Source organism: Nocardia sp. NBC_00565 (genome assembly GCF_036345915.1).
GTDB lineage: Bacteria > Actinomycetota > Actinomycetes > Mycobacteriales > Mycobacteriaceae > Nocardia.
In genome coordinates, this window is record NZ_CP107785.1 from 9,122,211 (window position 1) to 9,137,863 (window position 15,653).

General features: G+C 66.6%; 16 protein-coding genes. All 16 read left to right on the forward strand.

Going from position 1 to position 15,653, the window contains the following annotated elements; all coding sequences use genetic code 11:
- Positions 1-21 precede the first annotated feature (21 nt).
- Positions 22-1,440, forward strand: coding sequence for a diaminopimelate decarboxylase (lysA, locus tag OG874_RS41770; RefSeq protein WP_330252533.1), 1,419 nt, complete (start codon positions 22-24; stop codon positions 1,438-1,440).
- Positions 1,437-2,846 carry a homoserine dehydrogenase gene (locus tag OG874_RS41775; RefSeq protein ID WP_330252534.1) on the forward strand — a complete coding sequence of 470 codons (1,410 nt, stop codon included), beginning with the start codon at positions 1,437-1,439 and terminating at the stop codon, positions 2,844-2,846. Before lysA ends, OG874_RS41775 begins: the two co-directional genes overlap by 4 nt.
- Positions 2,847-2,917: 71 nt before the next feature.
- Positions 2,918-3,979: a threonine synthase gene (gene thrC, locus OG874_RS41780; protein ID WP_330257641.1), complete on the forward strand. Its 1,062-nt coding sequence runs from the start codon at positions 2,918-2,920 to the stop codon at positions 3,977-3,979.
- Positions 3,980-4,082: 103 nt separating this feature from the next.
- Positions 4,083-5,042, forward strand: a complete 960-nt coding sequence (thrB, locus tag OG874_RS41785; RefSeq protein ID WP_330252535.1) for a homoserine kinase — start codon at positions 4,083-4,085, stop codon at positions 5,040-5,042.
- A gap of 337 nt (positions 5,043-5,379) precedes the next feature.
- On the forward strand, positions 5,380-7,455 hold the full coding sequence (gene rho / locus OG874_RS41790; RefSeq protein WP_330252536.1) for a transcription termination factor Rho: 2,076 nt from the start codon (positions 5,380-5,382) through the stop codon (positions 7,453-7,455).
- Positions 7,456-7,537: 82 nt separating this feature from the next.
- Positions 7,538-7,660 (forward strand): hypothetical protein, encoded by a 123-nt coding sequence (locus OG874_RS41795; RefSeq protein WP_330252537.1) that lies wholly within the window; start codon positions 7,538-7,540, stop codon positions 7,658-7,660.
- 429 nt (positions 7,661-8,089) lie between these two features.
- Positions 8,090-8,326, forward strand: a complete 237-nt coding sequence (rpmE, locus tag OG874_RS41800; RefSeq protein ID WP_330252538.1) for a 50S ribosomal protein L31 — start codon at positions 8,090-8,092, stop codon at positions 8,324-8,326.
- 83 nt (positions 8,327-8,409) lie between these two features.
- Complete coding sequence (prfA, locus tag OG874_RS41805) at positions 8,410-9,480, forward strand: peptide chain release factor 1 (protein WP_330252539.1); 1,071 nt, start codon at positions 8,410-8,412, stop codon at positions 9,478-9,480.
- Positions 9,481-9,505: 25 nt separating this feature from the next.
- Positions 9,506-10,384 (forward strand): peptide chain release factor N(5)-glutamine methyltransferase, encoded by an 879-nt coding sequence (gene prmC, locus OG874_RS41810; protein WP_330252540.1) that lies wholly within the window; start codon positions 9,506-9,508, stop codon positions 10,382-10,384.
- A 104-nt stretch (positions 10,385-10,488) separates the two neighbouring features.
- On the forward strand, positions 10,489-11,154 hold the full coding sequence (locus OG874_RS41815) for an L-threonylcarbamoyladenylate synthase (RefSeq protein ID WP_330252541.1): 666 nt from the start codon (positions 10,489-10,491) through the stop codon (positions 11,152-11,154).
- Positions 11,155-11,194: 40 nt separating this feature from the next.
- Positions 11,195-12,337, forward strand: coding sequence for a glycosyltransferase family 4 protein (locus tag OG874_RS41820; protein ID WP_330252542.1), 1,143 nt, complete (start codon positions 11,195-11,197; stop codon positions 12,335-12,337).
- A gap of 25 nt (positions 12,338-12,362) precedes the next feature.
- Positions 12,363-12,812: a hypothetical protein gene (locus OG874_RS41825; protein ID WP_330252543.1), complete on the forward strand. Its 450-nt coding sequence runs from the start codon at positions 12,363-12,365 to the stop codon at positions 12,810-12,812.
- Between the two features lie 250 nt (positions 12,813-13,062).
- The gene (atpB, locus tag OG874_RS41830) at positions 13,063-13,911 is read left to right on the forward strand and encodes a F0F1 ATP synthase subunit A (protein ID WP_330252544.1); all 849 of its coding nucleotides are present in this window, start codon (positions 13,063-13,065) and stop codon (positions 13,909-13,911) included.
- Between the two features lie 72 nt (positions 13,912-13,983).
- On the forward strand, positions 13,984-14,229 hold the full coding sequence (locus OG874_RS41835) for an ATP synthase F0 subunit C (RefSeq protein WP_330252545.1): 246 nt from the start codon (positions 13,984-13,986) through the stop codon (positions 14,227-14,229).
- 7 nt (positions 14,230-14,236) lie between these two features.
- Entirely contained in the window at positions 14,237-14,797 is a 561-nt protein-coding gene (locus tag OG874_RS41840) for a F0F1 ATP synthase subunit B (protein WP_330257642.1), read from the forward strand.
- Between the two features lie 19 nt (positions 14,798-14,816).
- A complete protein-coding gene (locus tag OG874_RS41845; protein WP_330252546.1) occupies positions 14,817-15,626 on the forward strand; it encodes a F0F1 ATP synthase subunit delta in 810 nt (269 codons plus the stop codon).
- Positions 15,627-15,653: the final 27 nt, after the last annotated feature.

The following is a 15,653-nucleotide window of genomic DNA, read 5'->3' on the forward strand; positions in this document are numbered from 1 at the left end:
GAGCGCTAGCGAGGTGGAGTCGTGAGTGCCCACCCGGCCGGTCCCCGGCATGCTGAAATCCCGCACGCGCCCAGCCTCGCCGAGCGTCCGAGCGATCCCGAGCAGATGATCGATCTGCCCGCGAATGTATGGCCGCGCAACGCTTCTCGCGACGCCGACGGCGTCGTGCGGTTGGCTGGTGTGCCGGTACCCGAACTCGCCGCCCAATACGGCACCCCGCTATTCGTGGTCGACGAGGACGACTTCCGTTCGCGCTGTAGGGATATGGTCGCCGCGTTCGGTCCGGACGCGCGAGTGCATTACGCCTCCAAGGCATTCCTGTGCGGTGAGATCGCCCGCTGGATCCGCGATGAGGGCCTGTCCCTCGATGTGTGCTCCGGCGGCGAACTGGCCGTCGCACTGCACGCGGGCTTCCCGGCGAACCGAATCGCGTTGCACGGCAACAATAAATCGGCCGTCGAGCTGGCCTCGGCGGTGGAGGCGGGTGTCGGTCACGTGGTGGTCGACTCGCTGATCGAAATCGAGCGGCTCGAGGCCATCGCGGGCCGCGCCGGTGTGGTGCAGGATGTGCTCGTCCGCGTCACCGTCGGTGTGGAAGCCCATACCCACGAATACATTTCGACCGCGCATGAGGATCAGAAGTTCGGCTTCTCGATCGCCGGCGGCGACGCCATGGAGGCGCTGGCCCGGGTCTTCGAGGCCGATAATCTTCGACTTGTCGGTCTGCACAGCCACATCGGTTCGCAGATCTTCGAAATCGATGGTTTCGAGATCGCCGCGCGCCGGATGCTCGGTCTGCTGCGCGAGGCCATCGACAAGTTCGGCATCGAGCGCACCGCACAGATCGCTACCCTGGATCTCGGTGGCGGACTTGGTATTTCGTACCTGCCCAATGACGATCCGCCGCCGTTGGACGAATTCGCCGCGAGCCTGCGCAAGCTGGTCGCCACCGAGGCGAGCCGCGCCGGACTGCCGGAGCCGAAGATCGCGGTCGAGCCCGGCCGCGCCATCGCTGGTCCGGGCACCGTCACCCTCTACGAGGTCGGCACCATCAAGGATGTCTCGCTCGACGGCGGACTACGCAGGCGCTATGTCAGCGTGGACGGCGGCATGAGCGACAACATCCGCCCGGCGCTGTATCAGGCCGACTACGACTGCCGCTTGGTTTCGCGCTCCTCCGACGCCGCGCCGGTGGTCGCCCGGGTCGTCGGAAAGCATTGCGAGAGTGGGGATATCGTCATCCGCGACACGTGGATTCCTGCCGATGTCAGGCCCGGCGACCTGGTCGCCGTCGCCGCGACCGGCGCGTACTGCTATTCGATGTCCAGCCGGTACAACCAGCTGACTCGTCCGGCTGTCGTTGCGGTGCGCGATGGTGTGCCGCGGCTCATTCTGCGCCGAGAAACGGTTGCGGACCTGCTCAGCTTGGAGGTGGAATGAATTCCGTATCGCGTAGCGATTCGATCAGGGGTGGTGGCCAGGTGGCGGGTGGGCCGGATGCAGCGAAGTTCGGTGTATGGGGAACCGATCGTCCGATCGGAGTCGCGGTCCTCGGCATGGGCAATGTCGGCACCGAGGTGGTCCGCATTCTGCGCGACCACGCCGAAGACCTGCGGGCCCGCGTCGGTGCGCCACTGGTGCTGCGCGGTGTCGCGGTGCGCAACCTCGAGATCGATCGCGGTCTCCCGACCGAGCTGCTGACTACCGATGCGGACGCGCTGGTCGCCCGCGACGATGTCGACCTGGTGGTCGAGGTCATCGGCGGCATCGATCCCGCCCGCCGCCTCATCCTGGCCGCGCTGAACACCGGCAAATCCGTGGTGACCGCCAATAAGGCCCTGCTGGCCGACTACACCGGCGAACTCGCCGCCGCCGCCGAGCGCAACCGCGCCGACCTGTACTTCGAGGCCGCCGTCGCCGGTGCCATCCCGGTGGTGCGCCCGCTGATCCAGTCGCTGTCCGGTGACCGGGTGAACCGGGTAGTCGGCATCGTCAACGGCACCACCAATTTCATCCTCTCCGCGATGGACGAGACCGGCGCGGACTACGAGGTGACCCTGAAGGAAGCCACCCGGCTCGGCTACGCCGAATCCGATCCGACCGCCGACGTGGAGGGCTACGACGCCGCCGCGAAGGCCGCGATCCTGGCCTCGCTCGCCTTCCACACCCGGGTGACCGCGGCCGATGTGTACCGCGAAGGCATCTCCAAGATCACTTCCGAGGATCTGCAGACCGCGTCCGCGCTGGACTGCACGGTCAAGCTGCTCGCCATCTGCGAGCGGGTCGCCGCCGGCCCCGGCGAACCGGGTCCGGACGAGGGCGGCAAGGAGCGCGTCTCGGTGCGCGTCTACCCGGCCCTGATCCCGCGCAAGCACCCGTTGGCCGCCGTCACCGGCGCGTTCAACGCTGTGGTCGTGGAGGCCGAGAACGCCGGTCGGCTGATGTTCTACGGTCAGGGCGCCGGCGGCGCTCCGACGGCCTCGGCGGTGCTCGGCGATCTGGTGATGGCCGCGCGCAACAAGTTCTACGGTGGCCGGGCTCCGGGTGAGTCGGTTTATGCTGAGCTACCGATCGCGCCGATCGGCGATACGCCCACGCGTTACCACGTGAACCTGCAGGTCGCGGACCGACCAGGTGTGCTGGCCAAGGTGGCGGGCGAATTCGCCAAGCATGAGGTGAGCATCTCCACCGTCCGTCAGGAAGGGCACGGCGAGGGTGCGCGCCTGGTCGTCGTCACCCACCATGCTGCGGAGTCGGCGCTCGCGGACACCGTCGCCGCCCTGGCGGAGATGGCGTCCGTCACATCCGTGACCAGCGTTTTAAGATTGGAAGGCACCAAAGAATGAGTATGTCGAGGGGACGGCAGACGGCGGAGCCGGCGGGGTGGGTAAGCACTGGCGTCGCGCCGCAGGCAGGAGTGCACTCGCCGTGGCCCGGCCTGATCGCCGCCTATCGCGATCGGCTGGCGGGCGCCGCCGACTGGGATCCGGTCACCCTGTACGAGGGCGGCACCCCGCTGGTGCCCGCGCCACATCTGTCCGAGCTCACCGGCTGTGATGTCTATCTCAAGGTCGAGGGTCTGAACCCGACCGGTTCCTTCAAGGACCGCGGCATGACGATGGCCATCACCGACGCGAAGTACCGCGGGCAGAAGGCTGTGCTGTGCGCGTCCACCGGCAACACCTCGGCATCGGCTGCCGCCTATGCGACCCGCGCCGGTATGAGCTGTGCCGTGCTGATCCCGCAGGGCAAGATCGCCATGGGCAAGCTGGCCCAAGCCGTCATGCTCGGCGCGAAGATCATCCAGGTGGACGGCAATTTCGACGACTGCCTGGAGCTGGCCCGCAAGGTCACCGCGGAATTCCCGACCGTCGGTCTGGTGAATTCGGTGAATCCGGCCCGCATCGAGGGCCAGAAGACCGCGTCGTTCGAGATCTGCGATGTGCTCGGCAAGGCCCCCGACGTGCACGCGCTTCCGGTGGGCAACGCGGGCAACATCACCGCGTACTGGCGCGGTTACCGCGAGTACTTCGCCGATGGCATCACCACCGGACTGCCGCGCATGCTCGGCGTGCAGGCCGCCGGTGCCGCGCCGCTGGTCAACGGTGCTCCGGTCAAGGAGCCCGAGACCATCGCGACTGCCATCCGGATCGGCGCGCCCGCGTCCTGGAACGGTGCGATGGAGGCCAAGCAACAGTCCGGTGGCGCCTTCCGCGCCGCTACCGACGAGGAGATCCTGGCGGCGTACCGACTGGTCGCCGCGAGCGAGGGCGTCTTCGTCGAGCCCGCGTCGGCGGCCAGTATCGCCGGTCTGCTCGCCGCGCGCACCGAGGGCTGGCTGGATTCCGGGCTGACCGTCGTGTGCACGGTGACCGGCAACGGTCTGAAGGATCCGGATAACGCGCTCGCGGGAATGCCGCAGGTGCAGGCGATTCCGGTCGACCCGATCGCGGTGGCCCACGCACTCGAGCTGGCCTGAGTTGAATTCGCGCGAAAGCCAATTGCATGAGCGAGCCCAGCGAGCGAATCATGTCGCAGCGCCGTCTGGGCATGACGGAGCTGAGCGCCAGCGAGGCGCAGTCATGACCAGGACGCTGCCCGCCGGTCTGTCGGTGACCGCGCGAGTGCCCGCGTCCAGCGCCAACCTCGGCCCCGGATTCGATTCGCTCGGTATGGCTTTGGGCATCTATGACGAGATCGAGGTGCGCACTACCGATTCCGGCCTTACCATCCGAGTGGAGGGTGAGGGCGCCGACGATGTGCCATGGGGCCCTTCACATCTCGTCGTGCGCGCGATCGAGCGCGGTCTGGAGGCGGCGGGCGTCTGGGCCGATGGTCTCGATGTGGTGTGCCGCAACGTGATTCCGCATTCACGCGGTCTGGGTTCGTCGGCCTCCGCGGTCGTCGGCGGCCTTGCCGCAGGCTGCGGTCTGGCCGCGAAACTGGATCCGGGATCGGCCACCGACAGCGACCAATTGGTGCAGCTGGCTTCGGAATTCGAAGGCCACCCGGACAATGCGGCGGCCAGCGTGCTCGGCGGAATCGTCGTGTCCTGGACCGAGACCGCCGCGGATGCCGTCACCGATGATGGTGCGGCGGCGCCCGATCACGGCCGCGTCTACCGCGCCGTGCGCCTCGATCCGCATCCGACGCTGCGTCCGGTGGTGCTCATACCGGAAGAGCGCTCGTCCACCGCACACACCCGTGGGCTGTTGCCCGAGGTCGTGCCGCACGGCGATGCCGCGTTCAACCTCAGCCGGGCCGCACTCGCGGTCGTGGCGTTGACGCAACGTCCCGACTTACTACTGCCCGCAACGGCAGATCGACTGCACCAGACGCAGCGCGCGCCGGCGCTGCCGCTGACCACCAAGTGGATCGCCCGGCTGCGTGCGGCCGGAATCGCGGCCACGGTCTCCGGTGCGGGACCGACCGTACTGGCCTTGGGTACCAGCGAATTCCCCGCCGAGCTGCGTGAACTCGCGGCCATCGACGGCCTGCGGGTGGTCGAGCCGGGACTCGCGGAAGGTGTCCGGGTCGACTGACGGCGAGTCCGCCTTGCCGAGGTTCACGGTTGCCAGCTATCCTGAGCACGTCCGTACATCGTGCGCATCAGACGCCGGTGCTTCATCAGGGCAATCGCTCCAGCAGGCTCGAGCCTCCAGGCCATGGGGGTGCTGCGTAGCTGCGCAACTGGAATGATCTCTCCCACCTTTCAGGAACTGGTGGCGAAGCCGCCGGTCCCGGCGGGGCAGGTGATACGGCAAAAGCGCCGGTCCGGACTTATGTTCGGCCCTCGCATCCGTGTCCGGTACAACGTCCGGACAGCGGGAAGAACCCTCGAAACAGCACACGGCACATCGAGGGAAGGAAAGGATTTCCGTGACAGATACGGACCTGCTCGCGACACCCGGGGTGGTTTCCAACCCCGAGGGGGACCGCGAAAGTGAATCCGGACAGATTTCGAAGATGAGCGAACAAACCGACGTCGCACGATCGGGGCTGACTGGAATGTTGTTGCCGCAGTTGCGCGCGCTCGCGGGGGAGCTCGGTATCCGAGGCACCTCCGGAATGCGCAAAGGCGATTTGATCGCCGCCATCAAGGAAAATCAGGCCGGAAAGTCGGCGAAGGCGGAAAAGTCCGCGCGTGGCGAGGTGAAGTCCGATGCGGACGCCGCCAAGGCGGCGCCGGTAAAGGCGGAGCAGGGCACCCTCGACGTGACGCCCGTCGCTGCCGCCCCGGTCGAGGCCGCCCCGGCGAAGGAGGCCCCGGTAAAGCAGGCTGTGGCGCAAGCCCCCGTCGCCGAATCCGCTCCGTCGAAGGCCGCAGAGCCCAAGGCCGACCAGGCGCAGGCCGAGTCCGCGCCGTCCGAGACCACCGAGGATGCCGGCCGCGAGGCCGGTCAGCGCGGTCGCGGCAGGCAGCGCCGCGGTCGTGACCAGGCGCGCGCCGGCGGCGAGGCCCCCGCGGGCGAGACCCGTGGCGAGGAGTCGAAGCCGGAGCAGGACCAGGGCGAACGCCGCCGCGAACGCAACCAGGGCGGTGAGCGTAACCAAGGCGAACGCAACCAGAACGGCAGCGGCGGCGGCAACGCCAATGGCGGCCGTGGCGGCGAGAGCAGTGGCCGTGGCGGCGAGACCGGTGGCCGTGGCGGCGAGAGCGGTGGCCGTGGCGATGCCAACCGTGGCGGTGACGAGGACGAGGGCGGTCGCGGACGGCGGGGACGTCGCTTCCGGGAACGTCGTCGTGGTCGCGACCGCGAGGGCGGCACCGGTGGCGGTGAGGCGCGCGAGCTCGAGATCCGCGAGGACGACGTCTTGCAGCCGGTCGCGGGCATCCTCGACGTGCTGGACAACTACGCCTTCGTGCGCACCTCGGGTTACCTGGCCGGGCCGAACGACGTCTACGTCTCGATGAACCTGGTCCGCAAGAACGGCCTGCGCCGCGGTGACGCGATCACCGGTGCGGTGCGCGCTCCGCGCGACGGTGAGCAGAGCAACCAGCGCCAAAAGTTCGATCCGCTGGTGCGCCTGGACACGGTCAACGGCGGTGAGGTCGAGGCGGCCAGGCGTCGTCCGGAGTTCAGCAAGCTCACCCCGCTGTACCCGAATCAGCGGCTGCGGCTGGAGACCCAGCCGAACAAGCTGACCACCCGCGTCATCGACCTGATCATGCCGATCGGTAAGGGCCAGCGCGCCCTCATCGTCTCCCCGCCCAAGGCGGGTAAGACCACGATCATGCAGGACATCGCGAACGCCATCGCCATCAACAACCCCGAGGTCTACCTCATGGTCGTGCTGGTCGACGAGCGTCCGGAAGAGGTCACCGATATGCAGCGCTCGGTGAAGGGCGAGGTCATCGCCTCGACCTTCGACCGTCCGCCGTCAGATCACACCTCGGTCGCCGAACTCGCCATCGAGCGCGCCAAGCGCCTGGTGGAGATGGGCAAAGACGTTGTGGTGCTGCTCGACTCGATCACCCGATTGGGCCGTGCGTACAACAACTCCTCGCCCGCCTCGGGCCGCATCCTCTCCGGTGGTGTCGATTCGACCGCGCTGTACCCGCCCAAGCGGTTCCTCGGCGCGGCGCGCAATATCGAGAACGGCGGCTCGCTCACCATCATCGCGACCGCCATGGTCGAGACCGGTTCCACCGGCGACACGGTGATCTTCGAGGAGTTCAAGGGCACCGGCAACGCCGAGCTCAAGCTGGACCGCAAGATCGCGGAACGGCGCGTGTTCCCGGCCGTGGACGTCAACCCGTCCGGCACCCGTAAGGACGAACTACTGCTCAACCCCGACGAGGCCGCGGTGCTGCACAAACTGCGCCGCGTACTGTCCGGCCTGGACTCGCACCAGGCGATCGATCTGCTGATCGACCGTCTGAAGAAGTCCAAGAACAACCTCGAGTTCCTGATGCAGGTCAGCAAGACCGCACCGGGTGCGCTCGACGAGTAGGTCGACCAGCAGTTTCACTGTCGAAGGGGCTCCGCGTAAGCGGGGCCCTTTCGGCGTTCGGGGGCTGAAGAAGGCCAGGCCGATGCCTGCCGCGCCCGCGATCATGAAGGCCAGGATGATCGCCGTCGTGGCGGCCGGACTACCGGTGCTCGCGGCGGAATCGGCCGGATCGAACTGTGCGGCAGTGGGTTTCGCGTACGCGTAGGGGTCCGGGCGATCCGGAGCGGCGAACCAGCCGACCGCGACAGTGAGAATCAACGAAACGAAGACCGCCAGAGCAACGCGGCTGTTCATAGGGTTCTCCTTTCTGTCTCGGCACGCCGATGTGCATCAGGCCTCACACTTTATGAACAGTGGTGTTCGTATCCACGAGTAGCGGACTACCCGAATTAAGGGTTCCGTAAGAACACGATCGACGCGTGCCAGTAGTTCAATTGGCAATGAGACTTGGGGGACTACCTAGGGGCGGGAACAAACCGGGGGCCGGGGGTGTTTTGGGAGCGTAACCGCTGTTCTGGCATACTGAACGGTCGTTGCGTCTGCTCTGCTGAGCAGACCTCCCGCCTAGTCGGCTCCGGTTCACGTCCTCGCGATCTGCGCGGGCGACCCGGCGGCCAATATCGAGAGGACACCCATGAAGGCAGGAATCCATCCGGCGTATGTCGAGACCACGGTCGTCTGTGGTTGCGGCAACACCTTCCAGACTCGCAGCACCAAGGAGTCGGGACACATCACCGTCGAAGTTTGCTCGCAGTGCCACCCGTTCTACACCGGCAAGCAGAAGATTCTCGACACCGGTGGTCGCGTGGCCCGCTTCGAGGCTCGCTACGGCAAGCGCGCGGGCAAGAAGGCCGACGCCGAAAGCAAGTAGCTTCCCCGCCGACGCCCGGTCCTGCTCAGCAGGCCGGGCGTCGGCGCTTTTGTGTGGCCAGTACGGGTAAGAGAGGAAGCACGGTGACGCAACCGTCCGCGATCGATGACATTCTGGCCGAGCACGCGGGCCTGGAGACGCAGCTCGCCGATCCGGCGCTGCACAGTGATCCGGGCGCCGCGCGTCGGGTCGGCAAGCGGTTCGCCGAGCTTGCCCCGGTCATGGCCACCTACACCAAGCTGAAGTCCGCGCGTGAGGATCTCGCCGCCGCACAAGAACTCGCGGCCGACGACTCGTCCTTCGCGGCCGAGGTGCCCGACCTGGAACAACAGGTGGTCGAGCTGGAGCAGACCCTCGCGGATCTGCTCGCCCCGCGCGATCCGCACGACGGCGACGACGTGGTGCTCGAGGTGAAATCCGGTGAGGGCGGCGAGGAATCGGCGCTGTTCGCCTCGGATCTGGCCCGCATGTACGTCCGCTACGCCGAGCGGCACGGGTGGAAGGTCGAGATTCTCGACGCGAACATCTCCGACCTGGGCGGATACAAGGACGCGACCATTTCGATCAAGAGCCGCGACGCCGCGCGCGACGGCGTCTGGTCGCGCTTCAAATTCGAGGGCGGCGTGCACCGCGTCCAGCGCGTTCCGGTGACCGAATCGCAGGGTCGTATCCACACCTCGGCGGCCGGTGTGCTGATCTACCCGGAGCCCGATGAGGTCGAAGAGGTGCAGATCGACGAAACCGATCTGCGCATCGACGTCTATCGCTCCTCCGGCAAGGGCGGCCAGGGCGTCAACACCACCGACTCCGCGGTCCGCATCACCCACCTACCCTCGGGCATCGTCGTGACCTGCCAGAACGAACGTTCCCAGCTGCAGAACAAGGCCCGTGCCATGCAGGTGCTCGCGGCTCGGCTGCAGGCGCTCGCCGAGGAACACGCCGATCAGGAGGCTGCGGCGGGCCGGGCCAGCCAGATTCGCACTGTCGACCGCTCCGAGCGGATCCGCACCTACAACTTCCCGGAGAACCGGATCACCGACCACCGCATCGGCTTCAAGGCGCACAACCTGGACGCCGTGCTCGACGGTGATATGGACGCATTGCTCGACGCACTCGGCAAAGCGGATCGCGAAGCCAGAATGGCCGCGGAGTAAGCACGGTTCGGGCAGAGTCGAGGTCATGTCCCAGACCCGGGTGGCATTGCGCCCAGCCATCAACCAGGCCGTCGAAACCCTGCGGGCGGCGGGGGTGCACAGTCCGCAGACCGACGCCGAGCATTTGGCCGCCCATCTGCTCGGTGTCGATCGGACCCGGCTGGCATTGACGCCGCTCGTCGCGCCCCAGATGCTCGACGAGTACCGAGCCCTGGTGGCCCGGCGCGCGCAACGAATTCCCTTGCAGCACCTGACCGGTACCTCCGCGATGGGCGAGATCGACCTGGTTGTGGGCCCCGGCGTCTTCGTGCCGCGCCCGGAGACCGAACTGCTGTTCGCCTGGGCGCTGGCCCAATTGGAGGCGCTGCCGCACGACCACACGCCGGTCGTCGTCGACCTGTGCACCGGTTCCGGCGCACTCGCACTGGCCATCGCCCAGGCCCGTCCGGACGCGGACGTGCACGCGGTCGAGATCGATCCCGCGGCCCTGCAATGGGCTCGCCGCAATGCCGACCTGCGCATTGCCGAGGGCGATACCCCGATCACCCTCTACGCCGACGATGTCACCGACCCGAATCTGCTCACTGAGCTGAACGGCAAGGTCGACCTCATCGTCGCCAACCCCCCGTACATCCCCGAAGACGCGCGACTGGATCCCGAAGTCGCCGATCACGACCCCCATCTGGCGCTGTTCGGCGGCCCCGACGGCCTGGACGTCATCCGGCAGATGATCCCCACCATCACCCGCCTGCTGCGCCCCGGCGGTGCCGCCGCTATCGAACACGACGACACCAACGGCTCGGATCTCGCCGCCTTGCTGGCGAAACCGGGTGACTTCACCGAGATCGTCGAACATCCCGACCTCGCAGGCAAGCCCCGTTTCGTCGCCGCCACCCGCACCTGACCGACTCGCCTCGGCCACATCGGTAGGCATGCGAGCCGGTGTGCGCGAGTTACCGGCCCCCCGGGATGGTGGTCCCGAGACCATCGCGTGACAGGATGGGGGCCGTGAGTACCGTCTACGACTGCGCGGATCCCGATTCGCGCGCCGCCGGACTGACCGCGGCCACCAGCGCCCTGAAATCCGGACGCCTGGTCGTGCTGCCTACCGACACGCTGTACGGCCTCGCCGCCGACGCGTTCGACTCCGCTGCGGTAACCGATCTGCTCGCCGCCAAGCGGCGCGGTCGGGATATGCCGGTGCCGGTGCTGGTCGGCTCGTGGCACACCATCGATGGCCTGGTCTTCTCGGTGCGCCCGCAGGCCCGCGAGCTGATCCGGGCGTTCTGGCCCGGTGGGCTGAGTCTTGTTGTGCAGCAAGCGCCTTCGCTCGCGTGGGACCTCGGTGACACGCGTGGCACGGTGATGCTGCGGATGCCGCTGCACCCGGTCGCGCTGGAACTGCTGCGCGAGGTCGGCCCGCTGGCGGTCTCCAGCGCCAACGTCTCCGGGCAGCCGCCCGCCACGACGGCCGCTGACGCGCGTGCTCAGCTCGGCGATCTGGCCGGGGTCTACCTCGACGGCGGCGCCGCCGAACATGCCGTCGCCTCCACCATCGTCGATCTCACCGCGGATCAGCCGCGGGTGCTGCGCGAGGGCGCGGTATCGGTCGGCGATATCGCCGATGTGCTCGGAATGTCACCGGAGGCGCTGACCAGCGCCGTGACGCGGTGATCTCGGGACGCAGTGATCGTATGGCGGATCAGATAATCGGATGATCGGTTCGGGCGCGGTAGTTCCGTTGCGCGAGCTGCTGCTCGTGCTCCTCATCTCGGCCACGGTGACCTTTTTGGCCACCGGCGGAATTCGGGTGCTGGCCATCGCATTCGGCGCTGTCGCGGTGCCACGCGAACGTGATGTGCACGTCAAGCCGATTCCGCGGATGGGCGGGGTCGGCATGTACACCGGGGTGGTCGCGGCTGTGCTGTTCGCGCACCAATTGCCCGCGTTGCGCCGGGGTTTCGATTACGCACCGGATATTCCGGCGGTGCTGGTCGCGGCCACGCTCATCGTGCTCGTCGGCATTGTCGACGATCGCTGGGGCCTGGACGCGCTGACCAAATTCGCCGGTCAGGTGACCGCCGCGGGTGTGATGGCGGTGATGGGCCTGAGCTGGTACGTCATCTACAACCCGTTCAGCGACACCACGGTGGTGCTGGACGCGCTGCAGGGCGGGCTGGTCACGGTCGGCATCACGGTGACCCTGGTCAACGCGATGAATTTCGTCGACGGACTCGACGGGCTCGCGGCCGGGCTCGGTCTGATCTGCGCGGGCGCGGTCTTCGTTTTCACCGTCGGCCTGCTCTACAACCAGGGCGGTTCGGTCGATACATATCCGCCCGCGCTGCTCGCCGCCGCGCTCGCGGGCGCGTGTCTGGGATTTCTGCCACACAACTTTTCGCCCGCCCGGATATTCATGGGCGATTCCGGTTCGATGTTGATCGGGCTCATGCTGGCCGCGGTTTCGACGGGCGCTTCGGGCCGGATCAATTTGGCGGGTTACGGACCTCGCGACATCGTCGGTCTGCTTTCGCCGCTGCTGCTGGTCGGTGCGGTGATGTTCATTCCGGTGCTTGATCTGCTGTTGGCGATCGTGCGCCGGGTGCGCGCCGGGGTGAGTTTCTCCACACCGGACAAAATGCACTTGCATCACCGGTTGTTGCAGATCGGACATTCGCACCGCCGCGTGGTGCTGGTGATCTATTTATGGGTCGGCGTGCTCGCCTTCGGCGCGGTCGGTACCTCGCTGATCCACGATCGGCGGATCGTCGTGCTGATGATGGCGGGCGGACTGGTTTTCGCCCTGGTGGTGACCGCGATACCGGGCCTGCGCCGCAAGGAGCCCGCGGATCCGTAAACCACGCCCAGGTAAAGTTCCGGTCGTGAGTCTCACTAACCCGGTCCCTGGTCCCGATGCCCCGCTGAAGGCGGCGCTGCGCTACGGCGTGATCGGGTTGGCCGTGCTGGTGGTGCTGTCGGTGGCCATCGCCACCGCGGTGGCCGGCCTGCCCGGGCTCTGGGGCGCGCTGCTCGGCGCGGCCATCGGCGGCGGCTTCATCCTCACCACCGCGGCGGTCGTGCTGTTCGGCGCGAAGCTGCCACCGAGCACCGCTGGCCTGGTCATGTTGGTGAGTTGGGTGGGCAAGCTGCTGGTCGCGATGATCGTGATCGCGGTGCTGCAGAACTTCGAGTTCTACGACCGGATGGCGTTGTTCCTGACCGTGGTCGGGTCCCTGCTCATCGTGCTCGGGGCGGAAACGTATGGCGTTCTGCGGCAGAAGGTTCCGTACGTAACCGTACCGACCGACAGGTCCGATTCGGCTTCTGATTAGGAATAATCCCACCCACCTACACGCTGTCGTAGATAACTTGGTAAAGTGTTGGTAAGCAAGCGACCAAGACAGGGGGGATCACCTGGATCCCAACCAACTGCCGCTATGCTTACTGCCGTGCCGGGCTCCGAGGGGTTCCGGTTCTGCATGTCGACGAACGTCGCCGACACTACGACAGACGCCCATGCGGGTTGCCGCACAGCTGCTGACGAATTTCGAGCCGACCTCAGTCGACCCAAATTGATCGTCAATGTCCGATCGAACCGCGGGAATGACCGTACCCGCGGCCCGAACACGGGAGAGAACGCTGAGCGTCACCACTTTGGCGGGCGAGTTCCACGCGCCATCGCTGTCCGACTTCTTCCCTCCAGCAGTGCTGTTCGAGGGTACGCCGTTCGAACTCGACCGTTTGATGTTGATCCGGCTGCTGATGACCGCCGTGCTGGTGCTCGTCATGGTGCTGGCATTGCGCAATCCTCGCATCGTCCCGAGTCGCCTGCAGAACATCGCCGAAACCGGTTTGGTGTTCGTCAAGGATCAGATTTGCGATGAGGTGCTCGGTAAGGAATCCGGTCGCAAGTACTTCCCGTTGATCGCGACGATCTTCTTCGCGGTTCTCTTTCTCAACTTCTCCGGCATCATTCCGGGGCTGAACATCTCGTCGAACGCCCGAATCGGCATGCCGCTGGTGCTGGCCCTGATCGCGTACCTCACGTTCAACTACGTGGGTATCAAGAAGTACGGGTTCGTCACCTACATGCGCAGCAGCATCGTCGTTCCGAATGTTCCGCCCGCGTTGCACGTGTTGCTGATTCCGATCGAGTTCGTCTCGACATTCATCCTGCGCCCGTTCACGCTGACCGTCCGACTCATGGCCAACATGCTGGCCGGTCACATCATGCTGGTGCTGTTCTTCAGCGCCACCTGGTTCTTCCTGTTCGACGCCGCGGCCTGGATGAAGGTTTTCTCGCCGTTCTCGCTGCTCGCCGGACTCGGGTTCACGCTGTTCGAACTGCTGGTCATCTTCCTGCAGGCCTACGTTTTCGCCCTGCTGACCGCCGTTTACATCGGACTCGCGCAGCACGCTGATTCGCACTGACCGAACAACTACCGGATATCTGCTACACCACGCCGACCGGCGGGTGAGCAACAGAAAGGGAATGGAAGACTCATGAGCCTCGCGTACCTGGCCCAGGAAGCCGCTACCCCCGAAAAGTTCAAGGGCTTCGGCGCCATCGGCTACGGCCTCGCCGCCATCGGCCCCGGCATCGGCGTCGGCATCGTGGTCGGTAAGGCCATCGAAGGCATCGCTCGCCAGCCCGAGCTGCAGGGCACCATCCGCACCAACATGTTCCTCGGTATCGCGTTCACCGAGGCCCTGGCGCTGATCGGCCTCGTGGCCGGCTTCATCTTCTGAGTTTGTGATGAACACGCTTTCTTTGCTCGCCGCGGGGACCGGGGAGGACATCAATCCCCTTATCCCCGAGACCTACGACATCGTTTGGTCGGTGGTCTGCATTGCGATCATCGGCGTCGTTTTCTACAAGTACGTCGTCCCGCGCCTCATGAAGGTGTTGGATGAACGTGCGGACAAGATCGAGGGTGGTATCCAGCGGGCCGAGGCCGCACAGGAAGAAGCCCAGCTGACGCTGCAGCAGTACCAGCAGCAGTTGGCCGACGCCCGGCTCGAGGCCGCGCGCATCCGTGAGGACGCACGCACCCAGGGCCAGCAGATCCTCGCGCAGATGCGCGCGGAAGCCCAGGCCGAAAGCGACCGAATCGTCGCCGCCGGTCACCACCAGCTGGAAGCTCAGCGCCAGCAGATCCTGACCGAGCTGCGCGCCGAAGTCGGCAAGACTGCCGTCGATTTGGCCGAAAAGATTATCGGACAGTCGGTTTCGGACGAAGCTAAGCAGGCGGCATCGATCGACCGGTTCCTCGCCGAACTGGATCAGTCGGATGCCGGCATCGGGGTCGGAAGGTAGCGACGCGAAAGTGAGAAGCATGTACGCAGCGAGCCGCGAGGCAAGCTCCCGGGCACGGGAGGCGCTTCGGGCCGCTCTGACCGGAAGCGACAGTGTTGCGGCCACGACGGGGTCGGAACTGTTCGCCGTTGTCGCCGTGCTGGATGACCAGCGTTCGCTGCGTGTTGCGCTCGCGGACGTGTCGGTGGCCGGCTCGGTGCGCGCCGAACTCAGTGAGCGGGTCTTCAGCGGCAAGGTCAGCCCCGCCACCCTGGCGGTGCTGACCACCGCGGTGGCCCAGAACTGGTCGCGCACCGCCGATTTGGTCGACACCCTGGTGTTGCTCGGCCAGGAGGCGCTGCTGGAGTCGGCGGCCGACAGCGGACGACTCGGGGCGGTCGAGGACGAATTGTTCCGGCTCGCCCGGATCGTCGGTGACAATCCCGATCTGGAGCAGGCGCTTTCGGATCGCGCGAAGCCCGCCGTGGCCAAGCGCGAGTTGATCCAGCGGCTGCTCGCGGGCAAGTCCGAGGCCATCACCCAGACCCTGGCGGACCAGGTGGTCACTCGGTCCAAGACGAGCATCGGCGACGCGTTCGACGAGTTGTCCGATCTCGCCGCCGCCCGGCGCGACCAGATCGTCGCGCATGTGCGCGCCGCGGTCGCGCTGACCGACCAGCAGCGGGACCATCTCGCGGCGTCGTTGCAGCGCATCTATGGCAAGCCGGTCACGGTGCACGTGCAGGTTGATTCGACTCTGTTGACCGGCGTCGTTGTAACAGTCGGCGACGACCTGATCGACGGCAGCGCCACCGGCCGACTGGAACGGCTGCGTCGGGCTCTGGCCTGACAACCCAACCACCCCGACATTCAGACC